Below are 19,046 nucleotides of genomic sequence, written 5' to 3' on the forward strand. Positions count from 1 at the left end.
TGAAGTTGCTTATGTTAGATATCGCACAGCTTTTTGTTGGCGTGATGAACAGTCATTTGGTGAAGAATTTACGCCAAATTGTTGATGGTTATCGCTTGCGGTTTGTTGGTCTCGAAAGTGGGTTTACATCGCTTAATCTAAAGGCGTTACGATATGGTTGATATAATTTATTGAATTTTAATGTTTAAAAACAGATGTATTTGTGCGGCATTACGTTTACGTTAACAGTTTTCTATTGATGAAATCGCATTTTTACCCTAGGAAAACTTGATAATATTGAATGTTAAGGTGTCAATTTATGGCTGTGAAAGATTTGTTTATAAATAATCCAGTTTGGGGGTTGACAAGATTAGGTGAAAAAGGCAATTCTGTTTTACATCACATTGACATGGATTAGCCCAAACGTATGCATAGCCTAGGTTTTGTAGTAATTACCATTATTACAACCACCACTACAACCAGAGTGGGGGCGGGCTGATACACCCTAAAGAATTTAACGACGAGCCCGCTTCCCACAAAGAAGCGGGCTTTTTTGTTTCTAGCTTATGTTTCTTAGTCGGGCGCGGTACAGGAGATCAAGATGAAAGTTATGAAATTTGGTGGTACCTCGCTGGCAAATTGGCAGCGATTTTCAATGGCGGCGGATATCGTTGCCAAAGCGGCGAAAGCAGAACCAGTTGCTACAGTGCTCTCTGCGCCCGCGACAGTGACAAACGCCTTGCTAGAAATGGTCGATGTGGCGGTGAAAGGGGAAGATTATTCGCCAGTCATTCAACATGTTGAACGGGTGTTTACCTCGCTCTATCAAGATGCGGTCAGTTCTGGACTCTCAAGCAGTCAAAGCGAAGTGTTGTTCGCCGGACTAAGCGCGCAGCTTGCGCGTTGGCAGGACAGATTACGCGGTATTACGCTGCTGCAGGAATGCCCTGATGGTATTCGCGCCGAGATTGTGGTTGCGGGCGAGCGTTTGTCTGCTGCGTTGATGGAGCAAGTCATGCTGGCCAAAGGCATCACTTCGGCGCAGCTGGACCCACGTGAGCTGTTTTTAGGCCGTGGTCGTCCGCTCGAGTCCGTGGTGGATATTGCCGTCAGTAAACCGCGATTCAAAAATCTTGCCCTCGATGAGAAGCGCGTTTGGGTAATGCCTGGCTTTACCGCCGCCGATGAAGACGGCAAGGTCGTGACCTTAGGCCGTAACGGCTCAGATTACTCCGCTGCCGTGCTGGCCGCTTGTTTAGATGCTTCAAGTTGTGAGATTTGGACCGACGTTGACGGCGTATACAACACAGATCCTCGGGTTGTCACCGATGCTAAGTTGTTGTCACAGCTCAGTTATCAAGAGGCGATGGAGCTGTCTTACTTTGGCGCTAAGGTGCTGCATCCTAAAACCATTGCGCCTATCGCTCAGTTTCATATTCCCTGTTATATCAAGAACAGTTTTAACCCCGATGCGCCCGGCACTCTGGTATCGAATCAGGCCGATGAAAGCGGTTTGCAGGTGAAGGCCATTTCTAATCTGGATAATCAAACCATGTTTGATGTATCAGGCCCCGGCATGAAGGGCATGGTCGGCATGGCGAGCCGCACACTGGCGGCGATTTCCCGTAGTGGTGTTTCCGTGTCACTCATCACCCAGAGTTCTTGCGAATACAGCATCAGCTTTTGTGTGGCGACCAGTGAGTCCGCCAAGGTGAAGTCGGCGCTAGAGCAGGAATTTGAGTTAGAAATCAAAAGTGACTTACTCGAGCCAATCGAAATGCGCCATGACTTGGCAATTGTCTCCTTGATCGGTGATGGAATGCGTACCCATAAAGGTGTGGCAGCACGGTTCTTCCAAGCGTTAGCGCAGGCGAGTGTGAATATCATCGCGATTGCCCAAGGCTCCTCCGAGCGTTCTATTTCAACGGTGATCGAACAGCGTAAGACCAAACATGCGGTCGCCGCCTGTCATCAGGGTTTTTTCGATGTGCAGCAGTATTTGGATGTGTTTTTAGTGGGTTGTGGCAATGTTGGTGCAGGCTTACTCGAGCAAATCAAACATCAGGCGAGTGTGTTAAAAGAGCAGCACATTAGCATACGTGTATGCGGCATAGTCAATTCAAGCAAGATGTTACTCGATAGTGCGGGTATCGATTTAAACAATTGGCAAAACCTGCTTGCCGACAGTCAGCAGCCAAGCGATCTTACGGCGCTTCTGGCTTGGGTGAAAGAGCAACAATTATTAAACCCTGTGCTGGTGGATTGTACTTCAAGCGATCAAGTATCGAACCAGTATTTAGAGGTGATGAACGCGGGCATGCACGTAGTGACGCCGAATAAAAAGGCCAACACTCGCGATTACGCCTATTACCAAGCTTTGCGTCAAACAGCATTAAAGCAACGTCGTCAGTTTCTGTATGAGACCAACGTGGGCGCCGGATTACCCGTTATCGATAACTTGAAAAAACTGTTATTCGCTGGCGATAAGTTACACAAGTTTAACGGTATTTTGTCAGGCTCCTTATCCTTTATCTTCGGTAAACTCGATGAGGGTATGACGCTGTCAGAGGCGACTAAACTGGCGCGGGAAAAATGCTTTACCGAGCCCGATCCCCGTGATGATTTAAGTGGTATGGATGTGGCGCGTAAAGTGCTGATCTTGGCCCGTGAAGTGGGTTTGAAACTTGAGCTAAGTGATATCGTTGTCGACTCAGTCTTGCCCGACGATTTTGATGATTCTGGCGATGTGGAAAGTTTTATGGCGCGTTTACCTGAGGCTGATGCCGCGATTGCGGCGCGAGTGGCAGAGGCGAAAGCGCAGGGCAAAGTGCTGCGTTACGTGGGGCAGATTGAAGAGGGCGCGTGCTATGTGCGTATCACCGAAGTCGATGCCACCGATCCGCTCTACAGCGTAAAAGGCGGTGAAAATGCCCTGGCATTCTACAGCCGTTATTATCAGCCGATTCCTTTTGTGCTACGTGGTTATGGTGCGGGTACAGAAGTGACAGCGGCAGGTGCCTTTGCCGATGTATTAAGAACCTTAAATTGGACTCGTGAGGTGAGTGTATGAGTTTGACCGTTTACGCTCCCGCCTCTATGGGTAATGTGGGTGTGGGCTTTGACTTATTGGGCGCGGCACTTGCGCCCATCGATGGCAGTTTACTCGGCGATAGAGTCACTATTGCGGCGGCGGATGCGGGAGTGAGCCTTACTCAAGTGGGTGCTTGGGCGCATAAATTACCCAACAATCCGGAGGATAATATCGTTCATCAATGTGCGGTGTTTTTCTTAAAAGCCCTTGGGAAAGAAAACCAAGGTGTGGCATTAACCCTAGAGAAAAACTTGCCCGTCGGCAGTGGCTTAGGCTCGAGCGCCAGTTCTGTGGTTGCTGCTCTTTACGCGTTAAATGAGCATTTCGAACGACCGTACGATAAACAAGCGCTACTCGAACTCATGGGCGAGTTTGAGGGCAAGATCAGCGGTAGTGTGCATTACGATAACGTTGCCCCCTGTTATTTAGGCGGCATGCAGCTGATGCTCAATGTGCCCGGTGCTATCTGCGAGGCGATCCCCAGTTTTAAACAATGGTATTGGGTGGTGGCGTATCCTGGGATTTCACTCTCAACGGCCATGATGCGTAAACTCATGCCAGAACAATACGATAAGTCCGTGGCCATCGATTTTGGGCGTTATTTGAGTGCCTTTGTGCACGCCTCTTATCAGCAAAACGCCAAGCTTGCGATTCAAGTCTTGAAGGATGTGTTGGCCGAACCTTACCGCGCGGCGGCGATACCAGGTTATGACAACGCCAGAGCGGCGCTCGCCGAATTAGGCATGTTAACCACTGGCATTTCGGGCAGTGGGCCAACGCTGTTTTCGGTGACTGATGATCTCGCGACTGCTAATGCGGCCAAGGCGTGGTTAGAGGCTCATTATTTGACCGAAGCGGGGGGCTTTGCCCATGTGTGCCGCCTCGATGAGCAAGGCACGCGTCGAGTCGATTAATTTTTCTTACTTTTAAAAGCATTAAGTCCAAGTCTAAAGGCTTGGCACTGATAAGGTCGAGTGAGCATGGAACTATATAATTTAAAACACCCTTCGCAGAAAGTGAGCTTTAAGGAAGCGGTGCAATTAGGACTCGGTAAAGACAGAGGGCTGTTTTTTCCTACTCAAATCCCAGTGTTGCACGACATTGAGGCGCTGCTGGCGATGCCTTTTGTAGAGCGTAGTAAAAAAGTGCTCGGCGCTTGGCTTGCCTCAGAGCTTGGGCAAGACGCGGTAGATAAACTAGTCGAGCGTGCCTTTAATTTCGATTTGCCTTTGGTGGCGGTCGATGAGCAGCGCTCGTGCCTCGAGCTTTTCCACGGACCAACCTTAGCATTCAAGGATTTTGGCGCGCGCTTTATGGCGCAATGCATCAATGCCTTTGCCCAAGACTCGCGCTTAACCATTTTAACAGCAACCTCGGGTGACACTGGGGCAGCGGTGGCCGATGCCTTTTACGGCCTAGATAAAGTCAATGTCGTGGTGCTTTATCCTAAGGGCAAGATCAGTGAACTACAGGAAAAAATGTTCACCACCTTAGGCAAGAACATTCACACTGTGGCAGTAGCGTCCGATTTCGATGCTTGCCAGCACTTAGTCAAACAGGCTTTTGAAGATAGCGATGTACGTGATGGCTTGCATTTAAACTCGGCCAACTCAATCAACATCAGTCGCTTACTGGCACAGATTTGTTATTACTTCGAAGCAGTCGCCCAATCGAAACAGCGCCATGAGGCCGATCCTGTGATTGCTGTGCCCAGTGGTAATTTTGGTAATCTCACCGCGGGATTATTTGCCAAAGCCATGGGCTTACCAGTTAAACGTTTTATTGCCGCCACCAACGCGAATGACACTGTGCCACGTTATTTAGAGACTGGCGATTGGCAACCTAATCCCACTCAAGCGACTATGTCCAATGCGATGGATGTGAGCGAGCCAAGTAACTGGCCGCGCGTCGAGGCCATTTGCGAGAAACTCGGTTGGCCATTGGCGGACCTAGTGGGTATTCGTTTATCAGAGGCACAAACCTCGGAGGCGCTGGCGGAGTTGCATGCCAAAGGTTATGTGTCCGAACCTCATGCGGCAATTGCAGCGAGAGCGTTAACGCTTAACTTAGTGCCTGATGAAGTGGGGATATTTTTAGGCACGGCGCATCCTGCCAAGTTTAAGGATGTCGTAGATAGAGAGCTTAACCTGGATTTACCTTTGCCAGCAGAACTTAAAGCGGTGGAGCATAAACCCATACTCTCGGCAGAATTAGCCGCCGATTTTTCTCAGTTAAAGTCACATTTATTTGCGGTGTTAAGCTGATCTTGAAAATTACTGTTAAGTAAAATATCAAGGGAGTCGATTGACTCCCTTTTTACATCTGTAAATGAACCTTAAGAGAATTAATTAAAGCTTTGCATCCGGAGCGATTATCAAACCTTTATATAACTATATGAATTCAAATTCATATTTGTAACTTAGTGTATTGGTTGTCGTTAAAGGGATGTGAGTTGCTTCACGATTAAGTTGAATCGAATTCGATATGTTCACCCGTCTATTTAGGATTTAACAATTGGATCAATGATTTTGTTTAAATATGTTTTATCAGGAGCTTGCCTTATCTTTTTTCTCTCAAGTTGCGCCTTAGAACCTCCGCAATTACCACGGCGCATTAACGAAGCCTATGATTTTGAAGTGACTCACTGTGACAGTTTTGCCTTAGTCACAGGTGTGAGCCGTCATGCTGATAATCTCGCCGAGGCAAAACGTTCTGCAGCCTTGCAAGGGGAGGAGTTGGGGGGCACTCATATTGTGTGGTTACAAACCGATATGGGGGAGCCGACAAAAGTAGTGGCGATTGTGTATAAATGTTTACTTTAATTTCAGGTTAAATGACTTAGTGATTAAGTTAATGGCGGCTTGTTTGGATGCCGACTAAGCTTAGCAATGCGATGCGTTCGAATCTTATGAAATAAGAGGCTGTAAAATCATTTAAAAACAACTAGCAACGAGGCAATTACAGTGCCAAAGGGCGTTTTTCAGTTTTGCCATATCCTGCTGTTATGCGTTTTTACTTTCCCTGCTTTGGGTGCGACATCTAAGGCCGCTTCCCCTATTTGTGCCCATCCCCTTAGTGCCGGTTATAACGATTGGCCTCCCTATGCATGGCAAGACCGGCAAGGTGTAGCACAAGGGCTTGATGTTGAATTGCTTCGTAGCTTTGCCGAATATCTGGGATGTGAGATTAACTTTATCAATGTGCCTGCTAAGCGGTCCCATCAAATGCTCAAAAGTGGCACTTTAGATATGATGATGGGCGCAACTAAAACCTTCGAGCGTGAAGAATACGCTTTATTTTCTTCACCATATCGTCATGAGGAGGTTCGCCTGTTTGTGTTGGATGAAAAAAAGGACAGCATTAAGTTAAGCCAGTGGCAAGATATATTTAGTCAAAAATTAAGGCTGCTTGTACCTATTAGTGGCTGGTATGGCGCAGACTATGAGCAGACCAGAGAGCGTTTAGCGCAGGAAAACTTACTAGTATTGAGTCCTGATGTCGACAAATCGGTGCAAATGCTCACTTATGGTCGAGCTGATTTGATCATTGGTGATGCCATGGCGATGCCTTATATTGCCAGCCAACATCAAGGTATTAGGCTATCGGTACTTAATCCTATCCTAGACCATAACCAAATCCATTTAATGCTCAGCAAGCAAAGCATGTCTGTTGAACAATTGAAGCAATTTAATAAAGCTATCAAAGTGTTAACTAATAATGGGGAGGTTGCGCGGATTGTCCATAAATGGCAGCAACTATCACTGGCAAAGCAAACGAAAATAAGCAATCAGCAAAGTCCTATCGATCGCCAATATGCTGGTTTATCCAGCCTGATGTTTTCAAAGTAGCTTTATTAGACATGGCAAATGGTAAGCCTATGACACATTTGCTAAAACTTCTCTTCCCTTAAGTTACTGCCCTCTATCAAAAATTCTGTTAGCTTGATGTGCTAGTTTGCCTGACTTTGAGCTTAATGTTACAAAGTTTGCCCGCTTGAAAGTTCATTGCTAACAATAACAATAGGATAGAGATTACACATGAAACTTCGTCATTCTGTTGCCTGCTGCATGCTCGCCCTTGGCACTTTGTCCGCAGCCCACGCCATCGCTCAACCCGCCAGCAATCAAGGTTATTACCGTGCGCCAGCATTGCATGACCAAACCTTAGTCTTTACGGCCGAAGGCGATCTTTGGACTCAAACGCTCGGGCAAAAGGCGGCGACACGCTTGACCACTTTACCCGCCGAAGAGCTAGGCGCCGCCATCTCTGCCGATGGTAAATGGGTGGCCTACGTGGCCAATTATGAGGGCGCGAGTGAGGTCTATGTTATTCCTGTGGCAGGCGGTGTGGCCAAACGAGTAAGTTTCGAAAACAGCCGAGTGCGGGTGCAAGGCTGGACCGCAAAGGGCGAAGTGCTTTATTCCACCGACAGTGGCTTTGGCCCTGCAAATAATTGGATGCTGCGACTGGTGAACCCTGAAACCTTGGCGACGACCGACTTACCACTTGCCGATGCGGTGGAAGGGGTGATCGATGCCAATAATCAGTATGTCTATTTTACCCGTTTCGGCCTGCAGGTGACTGGGGATAACGCTAAAGTTTATCGCGGCGGCGCTAAGGGTGAGTTATGGCGCTTTAAACTCGGCGGCAAGGATGAGGCACAGTTACTCAGTGGTCAGCATCAAGGTTCAGTGCGTCAGCCTATGCTATGGCAAGACAGACTCTACTTTATCAGCGACAGCGATGGTAACGACAATCTCTGGTCCATGGCGCTTGATGGTAGTGATGCTAAACAGTTGACCCAATATAAAGATTGGCAGGTGCGCGGTGCTCGCATGGACCAAGGCAAAGTCGTGTTCCAGCAGGGGGCTGATATTCATGTTTTTGATATCGCTTCCGCCAAAGACTCATTATTGGATATTGAATTAACGTCAGATTTTGCCCAGCGCCGCGAGCATTGGGTAAAAGATCCTATGGATTATGCAACCTCAGCGAACCTTGCTCTGGCGGGGGATAAAGTGGTGATCACTGCCCGTAGCCATGTGGCGATTGCGGGAATTGACGGTTCACGTTTAGTGCAAGTGGCGCTGCCTGGCACCTATCGCGTGCGCAATGCGATTATGAGTCAGGATGGTAAATCAGTTTATGCCATCAGCGACATGAGTGGCCAACAGGAAATTTGGCAATTTCCTGCCGATGGTAGCAGCGGCGCGAAGCAACTCACCAAAGATGGCCATACCTTAAGAATGACGCTGAGTCTGTCAAACGATGGCCGCTACCTTGCCCACGACGATAACGACGGCAATGTGTGGTTGCTGGACCTTAAGAAAAATTCCAATCAAAAAATCATCAGCAACGGTGAGGGGCTTGGCCCCTATGCCGATATTCGCTGGTCGGGTGACAGTCGTTTTATCGCGTTAACTAAATCCGAAATCGGCAAGCAAAGGCCACAAATCGTGCTGTATTCAGTGGACGAAAATAAGGCCCAAGCGCTCACCAGTGACAAGTATGAGTCCTATTCGCCGACCTTTAGCAGCGATGGCCAGTGGTTATATTTCCTCTCCAATCGCCAGTTTACTGCAACACCAAGCTCACCTTGGGGCGACCGCAATATGGGGCCAGTGTTTGATAAACGCAGCCAGATTTTTGCGATTGCCTTAGTAAAAAATGCTAAGTTCCCCTTCAGTAAACCCACAGAGCTGACGACTAAAGCGGCTGAAAACGCAGACTCCAAAGATAAACCGACGCCAGTTAAAATTGATTGGGCGGGCATTGGCGAGCGTTTATGGCAAGTTCCTGTTGATTCAGGTAATTACAGCCAGCTAAGTGCCATTGACGGTCGTCTCTATGTGCTTGACCAAGCCATTGGTGATGACACTGAGCCCTGCTTGATGACGATTAAGTTTAGTGAGCAGCGCCCAAAAGTCGAAGTGTTTGCTGAAGATGTGGCGAACTACAGTGTGTCCGCCGATGGTAGCAAGTTGTTACTGCGCAAAAATAGCAATGAAAAGTCGCTGCTAATCGTCGATGCGGGCGACAAGTTGGGGGATACCGAAAACGCCAAGGTGCAAACGGACCAGTGGCAATTAGCGATTTCACCCACCCTAGAATGGCAACAAATGTTTGAAGATGCCTGGTTAATGCACAGGGACTCCTTCTTCGATAAGAAGATGCGTGGCCTCGATTGGCAGGCGACCAAGGCCAAGTACCAACCATTACTTGAGCGTTTGACTGACCGTAACGAGCTAAACGATATCTTTATGCAGATGATGGGCGAGCTGGACTCGTTACACTCGCAGGTGCGTGGTGGCGATCTTCCAAAAGACCCTGACGCAGCAAAAGGCGCGAGTTTAGGCGCGCGGCTACAACAAACTAATAATGGGGTAAAAATTGCCCATATCTATCGTAATGATCCTGAGCTACCTAGCCAGGCATCGCCCTTAAGCCGTATCGAAGTCGATGCGAAAGAAGGCGATATGCTACTCGCCATCAATGGCACGCCTGTGAGCAATGTGGCCGATGTGACTCGTTTATTGCGAAATCAGCAGGATAAGCAGGTTCTGCTTGAGCTTAAACGCGGCGGCCAAAACCATAAAACTGTGGTGATGCCGGTCAGCACTCAGGTCGATAGCCAATTACGTTACTTAGATTGGGTTAACCACAACGCGGGCGTCGTGACTGAGTCGAGTAAGGGCAAGATTGGTTACTTGCACTTATATGCCATGGGCGGCGGTGATATTGAGAATTTTGCCCGTGAGTTTTACACCAATTACGATAAGGACGGTTTGATTATCGACGTGCGCCGTAACCGCGGCGGCAATATTGATAGTTGGATCATCGAAAAACTGTTGCGCCGTGCTTGGGCCTTCTGGCAGCCAACCCATGGCACACCGAATACCAATATGCAGCAAACCTTCCGTGGACATTTAGTGGTGTTAACCGACGAGCTAACGTACTCAGATGGTGAAACCTTCTCGGCAGGGATTAAGGCGCTGGGCATTGCACCGCTGATTGGTAAACAAACTGCGGGCGCGGGCGTGTGGTTATCGGGTCGTAACTCACTCACAGATAAAGGCATGGCGCGGGTCGCCGAATATCCGCAATATGCGATGGATGGCCGCTGGGTACTCGAAGGACATGGGGTGACACCGGATATTGAGGTGGATAACCTACCCTTTGCGACCTTTAACGGCCACGATGCGCAGCTCGAAACCGCCATCAGCTATCTTAAGGATGAGTTGATCAAGCAACCTATCCCTGCGTTGAAGGCGCAACCAATGCCTGCTAAAGGTATGGCGGAAGATATTAAGGCTAAGTAATTGGCCTTAATATAAAAATTTAACCGAGGTTTAAGTTAGCTGAGTTAAGCTAATTGAGTTCAATGTTAGGGTGTTGTCTTGTGGTTCCCGAGACAACACCCATTTTTATGCCCATTGATTGAGTTACCTATAAATCAATCAATGCTTTCAACCTCGGTAAAAGTATTTAATCAACACGCCCTAGTGAGGTTGAAAGACACGTTTATTGACATGGTGGTATCCGCTAGTGTCAATACTTGATTTGGATATCCGTTGCTAACGTATTGGCGATAAAGCAGTTTGCGTGTGCTTTTTCATGAATTTTCTCAAGAGTCTCAGCTGACACCTCGACACCTTCGGCAAACACCACCTTAGGATTTAAAATCATTTTGGTGACAGCAAGCTTGCCAGCTTCGTTTTTCCCCAACTCAGCCGACGCCTCGTCGACATAAGAGGCGACGGGGAGGCGTTTGAGGTGTGCAATGGCGAGGAAGGTAAGCATATGGCAGGAGGACAAGGCCGCAAGCAGGCTTTCCTCTGGATTAACCAAGTGTTCATTGCCCTTGTACTCGGGGGCAGAAGATGCCTGAATCGTTTGACCGCTGCCAAACGTAATGCTGTGGTCACGGCAGAATTCGCCTTCTTCGGCTGGAGAGGTTTGCCAATTCACCGTTAAGTTAAAGCCCATGTTTTTCTCCTCATAGCAGGACATCAGGGCACTATAGCTTAGCTAAAAAGACTTCTCCAGCATGGGGCGCACAGTTTAGTGCGCCACCTGTGAAACGGTTTAGATCCCACCACTTAACAGCAAGCTGCCAGTCAATACACTGCCGGTGACTATCCCTATAGGAAGGTGGCGTGGGCTGTAGCTTAGGGTCAAAATCACTAACATGGCGGCTAGCGAGATGAGCCCCATAAACAGAATACTGCCATAGGCCCAGCCTTGCCCGTGGGCGCAGGTGCTTAAGCTGATGATTAATAACAGCCAAGCAAACAGGGTTAACAGGCGGCTCTGCCATTGTGATGGTGGGCGTTTAAACACATCCTTAAAATGGCCAAACTTGGCTAACGCAAATAGCGCAAGGGAAAGATAACTAAGCCCGAGAATGCCGAGCATAGGGATAAATTCTGGCATCATGATTTTGCTTCCTCCAAGGGAGACGACGAGGCAAGTTCGTTAGGATAACTCGGATCTGAGTGTTTTCTTCTGACTTTTTCAGCAGTAGCCGTATTTTTTCGACTCGGTTTTTGCAGTGTTTTGACCACAGCTGAGAGTTTAGTGCTGGCAAATAACATCGCGCTGCCTAGTAGTAGAGCGACTACATCAAAACCCACTAGTGCCCATTGTTGGCTGCGGATATTATCAATAAAGTGGCTTGGGGAGGTAAATGCGTTCAGTACTGGCAAAGCACAATAAAGTACTCCAATGAGCATTAAGGCCAATTGCCAATGGCGTCTGCTGCGACCGAAAAATGCCCATACGCCCATTGCGGCTAGAGCGATAAAGAAGCAGTGAACCTCCCAAGCAGAGCGAGTCGCAAAATCGACGGGTAACAGGCGGTTGGCATAGAAAAATGCTGCCGCGCCCAAGGGCAAGCCTAGGATAAACATGAAGTTTAAGCCTTCGACTAAGCGCAGACCACGGCTTGCTTTTTCACCTTTATCGATAGCTTTTTGCTGCTTTTGGCGCAGACGAATCGCCCACATTAAGGTGCCAGTGGCCACCATGGCACAACCGAGTAAGCCGCAGAAGAAGAACAAAATACGCAGCAGTGGCGCAGCAAACCGCGCGGTGTGCAGCGACATCATAGTGTCGTAGGTGGCAACCGTGGCAGACACTTCATGGGGGCTGGCGTATTTGAGTTCACCAGTCACACCGTTAAAGACTAAGATTGTCGACTCGTCGGTGACCTCTTTGCCAGTATTTTGGTAGAAGGTGACTTGGCTATTTTGATCTTTAGGATAAGAAACAATCACCTGCTTAATAGGCGCATCGCCCCATTCTGCCCGAACTTGGGGTAGCAGTCGGCTTAAGCGCACTTGCTCTGCCTGAATACCCGAGGCTTTTTCGGTTTGTCTCGCCGGATTGAGTTCTTTTAAAAAGGCTTGATTATCCTCAGGATAAGCTGTGCTCACCGTCCATGGAATATACATCAACATTAAGGTAATTAGGCCAGTATAAGTGATCATCAAATGATAGGGCAGGGCAATCACTGAGCTGACATTATGGGCATCTAACCAAGAACGCGCCCCCTTGTTCTGGCGAAAGCTAAATAAGTCTTTAAAGATGCGTTTATGGATAACGATGCCGCTGATAAGGGCAATCAGCATAAACATGGTACAGACACCCACAATGTAACGCGCCGTAATGGCGGACATATAGTGCAGGTCGAAATGTAAACGATAGAAGAAGTCACCACCGCGGCTGTCGCGGACATCGGTGATCACGCCACTGCCATCGGCCTTGGTGACATGCTGCTCGATTTTGCCTCGGCGTTGACCCTTTTCAGGCGGCAGTTGCCACGCAAAGCTCAGCATGGGGCTTCTATCGGTTGGGAAATTGATTAACCAGCGTTGGGTTGCCGCAGCGGAATGCGCTTCAATGTAGTCTTGACCTTGGTCAAGCTGACTCGCTACTTGATTCGTTTGATAGTCCTGAAAGGCCCCGCGGTGAAGCTCTGGCTCGGCCCACAGGCTCATTTCATGGCGGAAATAACTCAGGCTGCCAGCAAAGAAGATCAGCAATAATACCCAACAAACGAGTAAACCCGCCCAAGTATGTAGCCAAGATAGGGTTCTAAAAAAGGTTTCTTTCATCTTACTGTCCACACACCTTAAGCAGAGCAAAACACAGGAGACTAAATAGCGTGAGATCCCGCCACGCATGCCAGGTTTTACGCACGCAGAAGGCATAAATTATCGCGATGGCATAAAACAAAAATGCCAACATATTGGCCGTTAATGTGCTCTCAAATCGAGACATAGGCAGTACTTGCGTCAGTAAACAGGCTAGTGTTGCCGCCGCAATATAGCCCGCTAATAAGGCGGCACTGGCGCGTACGAACACCTGCAAGCCAAACTGAGTTTGATCCTGTTTAATCCAGCGTATGACAGCATGAAAATGACCCCAAACAGCGTGAACATTTGTCGCTGATGTTGGTGAAGGTGTATTGGATACTGGGATATGAGACATAAGTGCTGCTTATTTCAATCAATATAAGAACCATAATGGCAACCTGCCATATCACGCATACCACTCCATTGATTGATTTATGCCAAACCCTATTCACTTGGGTGCATGAGCAAAGGAGAGTTGCTAATCGTTTTGGAGTATAACTTAGTTTATTTAAATGATAAACAATATCATTTGTATTTGTGGGGTGGTTAAATATTTTGGGGGATGGATCGCGTTATACTTAAGCCTGTGCAATATGTCACAAATGTTTGGTTTTATTAATGAGATTGATCTTGCTTGTTTAGTATTTGGTTAAATTTTCTGCTTCCAGTGTGAGCTTAATCAAAGTAGGTGTTCTGCCATTTTGTCAAAATCCCTTTCAACTTTCACTTGGAGTTAGTTCGATATCCCTATGCAAAAACATTCAAAAAAGGGTGAAAAACACCTATCTGAAAACGCGATTCTCCTCTCTACGACCGACCTGAAAGGAAATATTAAGTATGTTAATCAGACTTTTTCGCAGATAAGTGAATATAGTGTTGCTGAATTGCAGGGGAGCCCACATAACATAGTGCGTCATGAGGATATGCCTGCTGCCGCGTTTAAAATGCTCTGGGATCGGATTAAAAGTGGCAAACCATGGATGGGAATAGTCAAAAATAAAACCAAAAGTGGTAGTTACTATTGGGTTAATGCTTACGTTGCCCCTGTCTATGAGGATGGCAAAATTCATGAGTATCAATCTGTTCGACGTCAAGCAACCCCTGAGCAAATTAGGGCAGCTGAGGACATCTATCAAGGAATTAATCAAGGTAAGCAGCCTAAGGCATTAAAAAAGGATGTCTTGGGATTTCAGGGGAAAATTTTGCTCGCGATGTTTGTTGCGATTGCAGCAACAGCATCATTGGCGTGTTATTCACCTTTATTAGCTGCGCTTGCGGGTGGCATTGTTGCTTGGCTTTTATGGTTCAAATTGATGCAGCCATTGCAAGCCTTGGTAAAGGTGGCGACAAATATTATTGACGATCCAGTGGCCATGGGCGTGTATACCGGCAGACAGGACGAGATTGGTAAAATTGACCTTGCCCTGCGATTTTTAATTACTGAAATTGGCGGTGTAGTCGGCCGAATGGCGGATTCTGCCAGTGAGATCCAAGAGCAGAGCGTAAATCTTAAACAAACCATTACGAATACCTGGGAGCATGCCGATAGCCAAAGCGCGCAGACCACGCAGGCGGCCACCGCGATGGAGCAAATGAGTGCTAGCTTTGCGGAAGTGACGGACAATATCCACCGCACCGCATCCGAGATGGTTTCTAGTCATCAGGCGGCTCAGCGCGGTCATTCACGGCTTGAAACTGTTATCGAGGCGATACATCAACTGAGTGTGCAGGTGAGCCATTTCTCCGACGTTGTGCAAACGATTGAGCAGGACAGCCAAGCGATTCACCAAGTGCTAGAAGTGATCCGCTCAATCGCTGATCAAACTAACCTGTTAGCACTCAATGCGGCAATTGAAGCGGCGAGGGCAGGGGAAAGTGGCCGCGGCTTTGCCGTTGTTGCCGACGAGGTGCGGCAGTTATCTAGCCGAACCAGCCAGTCGACTTCGCAAATTGAGCAGATTGTCAGTCGCTTTAAAGACAGTACCCAAAGGGCTACATCGACCATGACGGCCGGACAGGAGCAAGTAAAACGCTCAGTCTCCTTGGCGCAGGATGCCAGTGTCGCCTTTGGCGAGCTGTTATCCTCTATTGCCAGGATCAACTCCTTAAGCGATGACAATGCGGCGGCAATGACGCAACAGACGTCTGTGGCGGCGGAAATTAGCCGTGCTATCCATGTGATTAGCGATCTGGCCCAGCAGAGCTTACAACAGACACAGGATGCAGCGGCGAGGGGAGAGCAGGTATCGCGCTTATCGACTAAAACTCATCACCTGTCTCAGCAATTCTGGCAACAGAGTGTGCAACGTAAGTATTAATCCTCGAATATAGGACTGGTTGGTTTATATTTATAGTCGATTATAAATCAACCAGTTACTCATTTTTAAAGTTCCCTTCAATTGTTATTTCTTTGATTGGTCTCACATTTAGCGACGGCTAATACCCGTTTCAGTCGAAATATTTGTCTAGGGGGCTTGTGTTTTATTTGCCATGCCCCAAGCTCTAATAGTGAAGCGAAAAAAAGTAAAGACACTAAAAGGGACAACCTATGAAAATTAATCTTTCTGGTCACCATGTCGATGTTACTGATTCTGTAAAAGAACACGTAAACGAAAAGTTTTCTAAAATCGCCACTCATTTCCCCACATTGATCGGCCTCGATATCATTATTGCTAAGGAGCATGGCGAGTTTCAGGTTGAAATTAGAACGAATTATGAGGGCAGTCGCATCTCTGCCTCGGGTACGGATGAAATCATGTATCCCGCGATTGCCGCCGCAGCGAAAAAACTCGATGCTGCACTTAAACACCGTAAAGGCCAGTTAAAGGCGGACTTACATGAAAAGCCGACCTGTACTACGCCGCCTATTGCCCATGAAATTATCCAAGAGATGGATTTGCGATAGATTTTAATCCTAAGCATGTAATGAAAGGGCCTATGAGGCCCTTTTTCGTTGAATTTAATTTGTCTTTAACCTAGCACTTAACACTTAACACACTAAATCTCATCCCCACATTCAATGTTTTAAATCAGGTAAAGCTGTAATCCTTTTAGCACGGCTTGGGTGCGGTCACGGCAATCGAGTTTAGCCAGTATGGTGGAGACGTGATTTTTGACCGTGCCTTCGGCCAAAAACACCGCATTGGCAATTTCTTTATTGGAGAATCCCCCCGCCATAAAGCCTAAAATCTCCCGCTCGCGATCGGATAATAGGCCGTGAGTTGGCCCGCTTTGCGCCGTTACAGAGGATTGCTGCATCTGTTTAAGTACAGAAGGTTCTATCAAGTGTCCGCCCTGAGCGACAGTTTCAATGGCATGCAGTAACTTATCCAGTGAGACATCCTTCAATAAGAAACCATTTGCGCCTGCTTGAAGGCTATTTAAAAACAATTCGCTGTCATCAAAGGTGGTTAACATAATTACAGGTAGGGGATTTTGTGCAGCGCGAAGCTGTTTTAGCAAACTGATACCATCGAGCACTGGCATGCGAATATCGCTTAACAGCAAGTCAACGTCTTCGGTTTGCAGCAGTTTAAGTGCTTCTTGACCATTCTCGGCCTGCCAAGTCACTTTGATATGTTGTGAGATAGCAATTAGGCTGGCGATGCCCTGACGCACCAATTGTTGGTCTTCCACTAATCCCACTCTAATCGGGCGAGGCGCTGGCGGATAATCTTCGGTCATTATTTGATGACTTTCCATGAATGTGACTTATTCCTTGGTTAACTGTTTCATTATTAATGCCATTTTACGCTGCGTTGCTGCGCGGCAGACGAATCATTAGCGAGCAGCCTTGGGCGTGCGAACCATCTTCACCTGTGTCATTGGGTTGCAAACGCGCGCTGCCGTGAAAAGGCGATAATCTTTCCTGCATACTGTTTAGGCCAACGCCTTGTGAGGCGCTTTGGCTTATCCCTTGGCCATTATCTTTAAGGCGAATGATAAGCTCTGATTGCTCCTCTTGCATCGACAGCGTGAGTTGATTGGCCTTGCCATGGCGCACGGCGTTACTGATCCCTTCCTGCAACACCAGCAATAAGGCCTGAGCCAGTTCAGTCGACTGGAGCGGCATTAATGATTCATACCGCAGGCTAACATTGGGCAAACGGCTTGCAATGGCATTAAGCGGCGGCGTTAAATCGAGACCAATATTCACCCGCTGCGCCCGAACCACGGCGCGGATACTCTCTAATAATTCCTTGGCAAGCGATTTACTCTGATTGACTGTGGTTTTGAGCTCCGCAGGCGCCTGATTACTTAAGAGCTCAAGTTGCAGTGATAATGCCGTGAGCTGGTGGCCGAGAATATCGTGCAAATCCCGTGAGATCCTCAATCTTTCTTGCTGCTCGCTGGTTTGGCTCAGCAAGGCTCTCGTGGCGATAAGTTGTTGATTAAGCTGTTCCTGTATTCGGCGAGACTCGCGCTCCGACAATCTCGCTTGGCTACTGCTGTAGGCAAACAGTTGAAACCCCATGTAAATAAGCACATTAATCATCACACTGCTTGAGGTTTGGGTGTGGAGGAGCAGGTAATAACCAAGATTAGCTAACAGGATCTGTGCTATTGCGGCGCGGCGGCTAAAAAACTCAGGTAAGAGCGAGGCCCAAATTACCAGTAGAATGGGCAGCAATGGGTGTTGACTTAACAGCATCAATCCGAAGACGCTGCTAACGAGTGCGGTGCTTAACAGCCTGCTTAGAGTAAGGTTTTTTCGGGGGAAATCCAGCGTCGTTAATAGCAAGAAGAGCAGAATAAATAGGGTATACAAGGTGAGATGGCCAAAGGTCGCGAGCGTGGGGAGCTTTGATTGCATATCCTGATTGAGCCCTAGCCAAGCGACAAGCGCCCAAGTGAGGCTGCCTGCGCCAATCAGCATAGTTTCTGCTCTGATGAATCGATTTCCCTGCACTGATTAGATTCCTATTATTCATGCTGCCATCCATTCTACGGCAAGAATGTAATAAGTCACTAAACCATTATGGCAAAGGTGACTCATTTTCAACATCAGTTAGCTCATCAGTAGTTTGATTTATTTCATTAAATTGTCATCAAACTTGGCTTGAACTTCTTAAGCGGCTGGCATATTTTGGCCTTATGCACAAATTTGCCGTTTACTTAACCCACACTACGACCACTACTGCTTCGGCGGTGAGTGCGTAGCGATTTGTGCCTAAAAATCGATTACTCAACCCCGCCCAAAGTGGCGGGGTTGTTTTTTCCGTCTTTTGGGCAATAACGCTGGAGAATGTTATGGATAACATGAGCTTGCCTAAAACTGCACTGTTAATTATTGATATGCAGCAGGGACTATTTTACGCCGATGCGCCGCCCTTTAATCGGGAACAGGTGCTTAATAATATCAATCTGTTAATTGCCAACGCCCGTGAGGTTGGGGCACCCATTTGGGCGGTTCGCCATACTGGGCCTGAAGCTTCCCCGATTGCTGCGGGAACGGCAAATTGGCAATTGATTGAATCCTTAGCGATTAATCCGCAGCTGGATAATATCTTTGATAAAACCAAGCCAAGTTGTTTTTATCAAACTGGATTGGCAGAGGCGTTAACCCATGAGGGGATAAGTGAGCTGGTGATAGTGGGGATGAAAACCCAGTATTGTATTGATACTACTTGCCGAATTGCGGCGGAACTTGGCTGGCAGGTGGTGTTAGCCGCCGATGCGCACACTTGTATGGATACGGCGCAGCTCTCGGCAGAGGCGATTATTGCCCACCATAATGCCACGCTCCAAGGCGCCTTTGTGCGTTTAGCCAAAAGCGCGGATATTGAATTTCATTAATGCTCGCAAACAAAAACGCAGCCCTTAGGCTGCGTTTTTTGATA

The 19,046-nt window shown here is 47.7% G+C and carries 15 protein-coding genes; 9 read left to right on the forward strand and 6 right to left on the reverse strand.

Annotated elements, in window-relative coordinates; all coding sequences use genetic code 11:
* The first annotated feature begins 580 nt into the window (after window positions 1-580).
* The 6 genes from thrA to EYR25_RS05155 all read left to right on the forward strand — a co-directional run bounded on the left by thrA (window position 581) and on the right by EYR25_RS05155 (window position 10,389).
* Window positions 581-3,049, forward strand: coding sequence for a bifunctional aspartate kinase/homoserine dehydrogenase I (gene thrA, locus EYR25_RS05130; RefSeq protein ID WP_133178729.1), 2,469 nt, complete (start codon window positions 581-583; stop codon window positions 3,047-3,049).
* The gene (gene thrB / locus EYR25_RS05135) at window positions 3,046-3,984 is read left to right on the forward strand and encodes a homoserine kinase (RefSeq protein WP_133178730.1); all 939 of its coding nucleotides are present in this window, start codon (window positions 3,046-3,048) and stop codon (window positions 3,982-3,984) included. The genes thrA and thrB overlap by 4 nt, the downstream gene beginning before the upstream one ends.
* A gap of 66 nt (window positions 3,985-4,050) precedes the next feature.
* Entirely contained in the window at window positions 4,051-5,334 is a 1,284-nt protein-coding gene (thrC, locus tag EYR25_RS05140; protein ID WP_133178731.1) for a threonine synthase, read from the forward strand.
* Between the two features lie 264 nt (window positions 5,335-5,598).
* A complete protein-coding gene (locus EYR25_RS05145) occupies window positions 5,599-5,892 on the forward strand; it encodes a hypothetical protein (protein WP_084294856.1) in 294 nt (97 codons plus the stop codon).
* 141 nt (window positions 5,893-6,033) lie between these two features.
* Window positions 6,034-6,918 carry a substrate-binding periplasmic protein gene (locus tag EYR25_RS05150; RefSeq protein WP_133178732.1) on the forward strand — a complete coding sequence of 295 codons (885 nt, stop codon included), beginning with the start codon at window positions 6,034-6,036 and terminating at the stop codon, window positions 6,916-6,918.
* A gap of 189 nt (window positions 6,919-7,107) precedes the next feature.
* Window positions 7,108-10,389, forward strand: coding sequence for a S41 family peptidase (locus EYR25_RS05155; protein WP_133178733.1), 3,282 nt, complete (start codon window positions 7,108-7,110; stop codon window positions 10,387-10,389).
* 229 nt (window positions 10,390-10,618) lie between these two features.
* Here EYR25_RS05155 and EYR25_RS05160 read toward each other — a convergent pair whose 3' ends face one another.
* The 4 genes from EYR25_RS05160 to EYR25_RS05175 form a co-directional block, all read right to left on the reverse strand.
* The gene (locus tag EYR25_RS05160; RefSeq protein WP_039977806.1) at window positions 10,619-11,056 is read right to left on the reverse strand and encodes an OsmC family protein; all 438 of its coding nucleotides are present in this window, start codon (window positions 11,054-11,056) and stop codon (window positions 10,619-10,621) included.
* A 99-nt stretch (window positions 11,057-11,155) separates the two neighbouring features.
* Window positions 11,156-11,506, reverse strand: a complete 351-nt coding sequence (locus EYR25_RS05165; protein ID WP_133178734.1) for a DUF3325 domain-containing protein — start codon at window positions 11,504-11,506, stop codon at window positions 11,156-11,158.
* On the reverse strand, window positions 11,503-13,185 hold the full coding sequence (locus tag EYR25_RS05170) for a PepSY-associated TM helix domain-containing protein (RefSeq protein WP_133178735.1): 1,683 nt from the start codon (window positions 13,183-13,185) through the stop codon (window positions 11,503-11,505). Before EYR25_RS05170 ends, EYR25_RS05165 begins: the two co-directional genes overlap by 4 nt.
* Before the next feature lies 1 nt (window position 13,186).
* A complete protein-coding gene (locus EYR25_RS05175; protein WP_133178736.1) occupies window positions 13,187-13,561 on the reverse strand; it encodes a DUF3649 domain-containing protein in 375 nt (124 codons plus the stop codon).
* Window positions 13,562-13,955: 394 nt separating this feature from the next.
* On the opposite strand from EYR25_RS05175, the gene EYR25_RS05180 reads away from it, so the two are divergent.
* Window positions 13,956-15,524, forward strand: a complete 1,569-nt coding sequence (locus tag EYR25_RS05180; protein WP_133178737.1) for a methyl-accepting chemotaxis protein — start codon at window positions 13,956-13,958, stop codon at window positions 15,522-15,524.
* Between the two features lie 230 nt (window positions 15,525-15,754).
* Entirely contained in the window at window positions 15,755-16,111 is a 357-nt protein-coding gene (gene hpf, locus EYR25_RS05185) for a ribosome hibernation-promoting factor, HPF/YfiA family (RefSeq protein ID WP_023266557.1), read from the forward strand.
* A 119-nt stretch (window positions 16,112-16,230) separates the two neighbouring features.
* Here the strand turns inward: hpf and EYR25_RS05190 are convergent, their stop codons facing one another.
* Together EYR25_RS05190 and EYR25_RS05195 are read right to left on the reverse strand one after the other, a co-directional pair.
* A complete protein-coding gene (locus tag EYR25_RS05190; protein WP_243729934.1) occupies window positions 16,231-16,908 on the reverse strand; it encodes a response regulator transcription factor in 678 nt (225 codons plus the stop codon).
* Between the two features lie 46 nt (window positions 16,909-16,954).
* Window positions 16,955-18,082: a sensor histidine kinase gene (locus EYR25_RS05195; protein ID WP_425057200.1), complete on the reverse strand. Its 1,128-nt coding sequence runs from the start codon at window positions 18,080-18,082 to the stop codon at window positions 16,955-16,957.
* A 374-nt stretch (window positions 18,083-18,456) separates the two neighbouring features.
* Between EYR25_RS05195 and EYR25_RS05200 the strand changes: the two genes are divergently transcribed.
* Complete coding sequence (locus EYR25_RS05200; protein WP_039977803.1) at window positions 18,457-19,002, forward strand: cysteine hydrolase family protein; 546 nt, start codon at window positions 18,457-18,459, stop codon at window positions 19,000-19,002.
* Window positions 19,003-19,046 lie beyond the last annotated feature (44 nt).

It is taken from the genome of Shewanella decolorationis (assembly GCF_004354305.1).
Taxonomy (GTDB): Bacteria; Pseudomonadota; Gammaproteobacteria; order Enterobacterales; family Shewanellaceae; genus Shewanella; species Shewanella decolorationis.

What these genes read in the sequence shown, in the direction of transcription:
- thrA (WP_133178729.1), top strand. Translation starts at nt 581, where the DNA reads ATGAAAGTTATGAAATTTGGTGGTACCTCGCTGGCAAATTGGCAGCGA.
- thrB (WP_133178730.1), top strand. Translation starts at nt 3,046, where the DNA reads ATGAGTTTGACCGTTTACGCTCCCGCCTCTATGGGTAATGTGGGTGTG.
- thrC (WP_133178731.1), top strand. Translation starts at nt 4,051, where the DNA reads ATGGAACTATATAATTTAAAACACCCTTCGCAGAAAGTGAGCTTTAAG.
- EYR25_RS05155 (WP_133178733.1), top strand. Translation starts at nt 7,108, where the DNA reads ATGAAACTTCGTCATTCTGTTGCCTGCTGCATGCTCGCCCTTGGCACT.
- EYR25_RS05160 (WP_039977806.1), bottom strand. Translation starts at nt 11,056, where the DNA reads ATGGGCTTTAACTTAACGGTGAATTGGCAAACCTCTCCAGCCGAAGAA.
- EYR25_RS05165 (WP_133178734.1), bottom strand. Translation starts at nt 11,506, where the DNA reads ATGATGCCAGAATTTATCCCTATGCTCGGCATTCTCGGGCTTAGTTAT.
- EYR25_RS05170 (WP_133178735.1), bottom strand. Translation starts at nt 13,185, where the DNA reads ATGAAAGAAACCTTTTTTAGAACCCTATCTTGGCTACATACTTGGGCG.
- EYR25_RS05175 (WP_133178736.1), bottom strand. Translation starts at nt 13,561, where the DNA reads ATGTCTCATATCCCAGTATCCAATACACCTTCACCAACATCAGCGACA.
- EYR25_RS05180 (WP_133178737.1), top strand. Translation starts at nt 13,956, where the DNA reads ATGCAAAAACATTCAAAAAAGGGTGAAAAACACCTATCTGAAAACGCG.
- hpf (WP_023266557.1), top strand. Translation starts at nt 15,755, where the DNA reads ATGAAAATTAATCTTTCTGGTCACCATGTCGATGTTACTGATTCTGTA.
- EYR25_RS05190 (WP_243729934.1), bottom strand. Translation starts at nt 16,908, where the DNA reads ATGGAAAGTCATCAAATAATGACCGAAGATTATCCGCCAGCGCCTCGC.
- EYR25_RS05195 (WP_425057200.1), bottom strand. Translation starts at nt 18,082, where the DNA reads ATGCTGATTGGCGCAGGCAGCCTCACTTGGGCGCTTGTCGCTTGGCTA.
- EYR25_RS05200 (WP_039977803.1), top strand. Translation starts at nt 18,457, where the DNA reads ATGGATAACATGAGCTTGCCTAAAACTGCACTGTTAATTATTGATATG.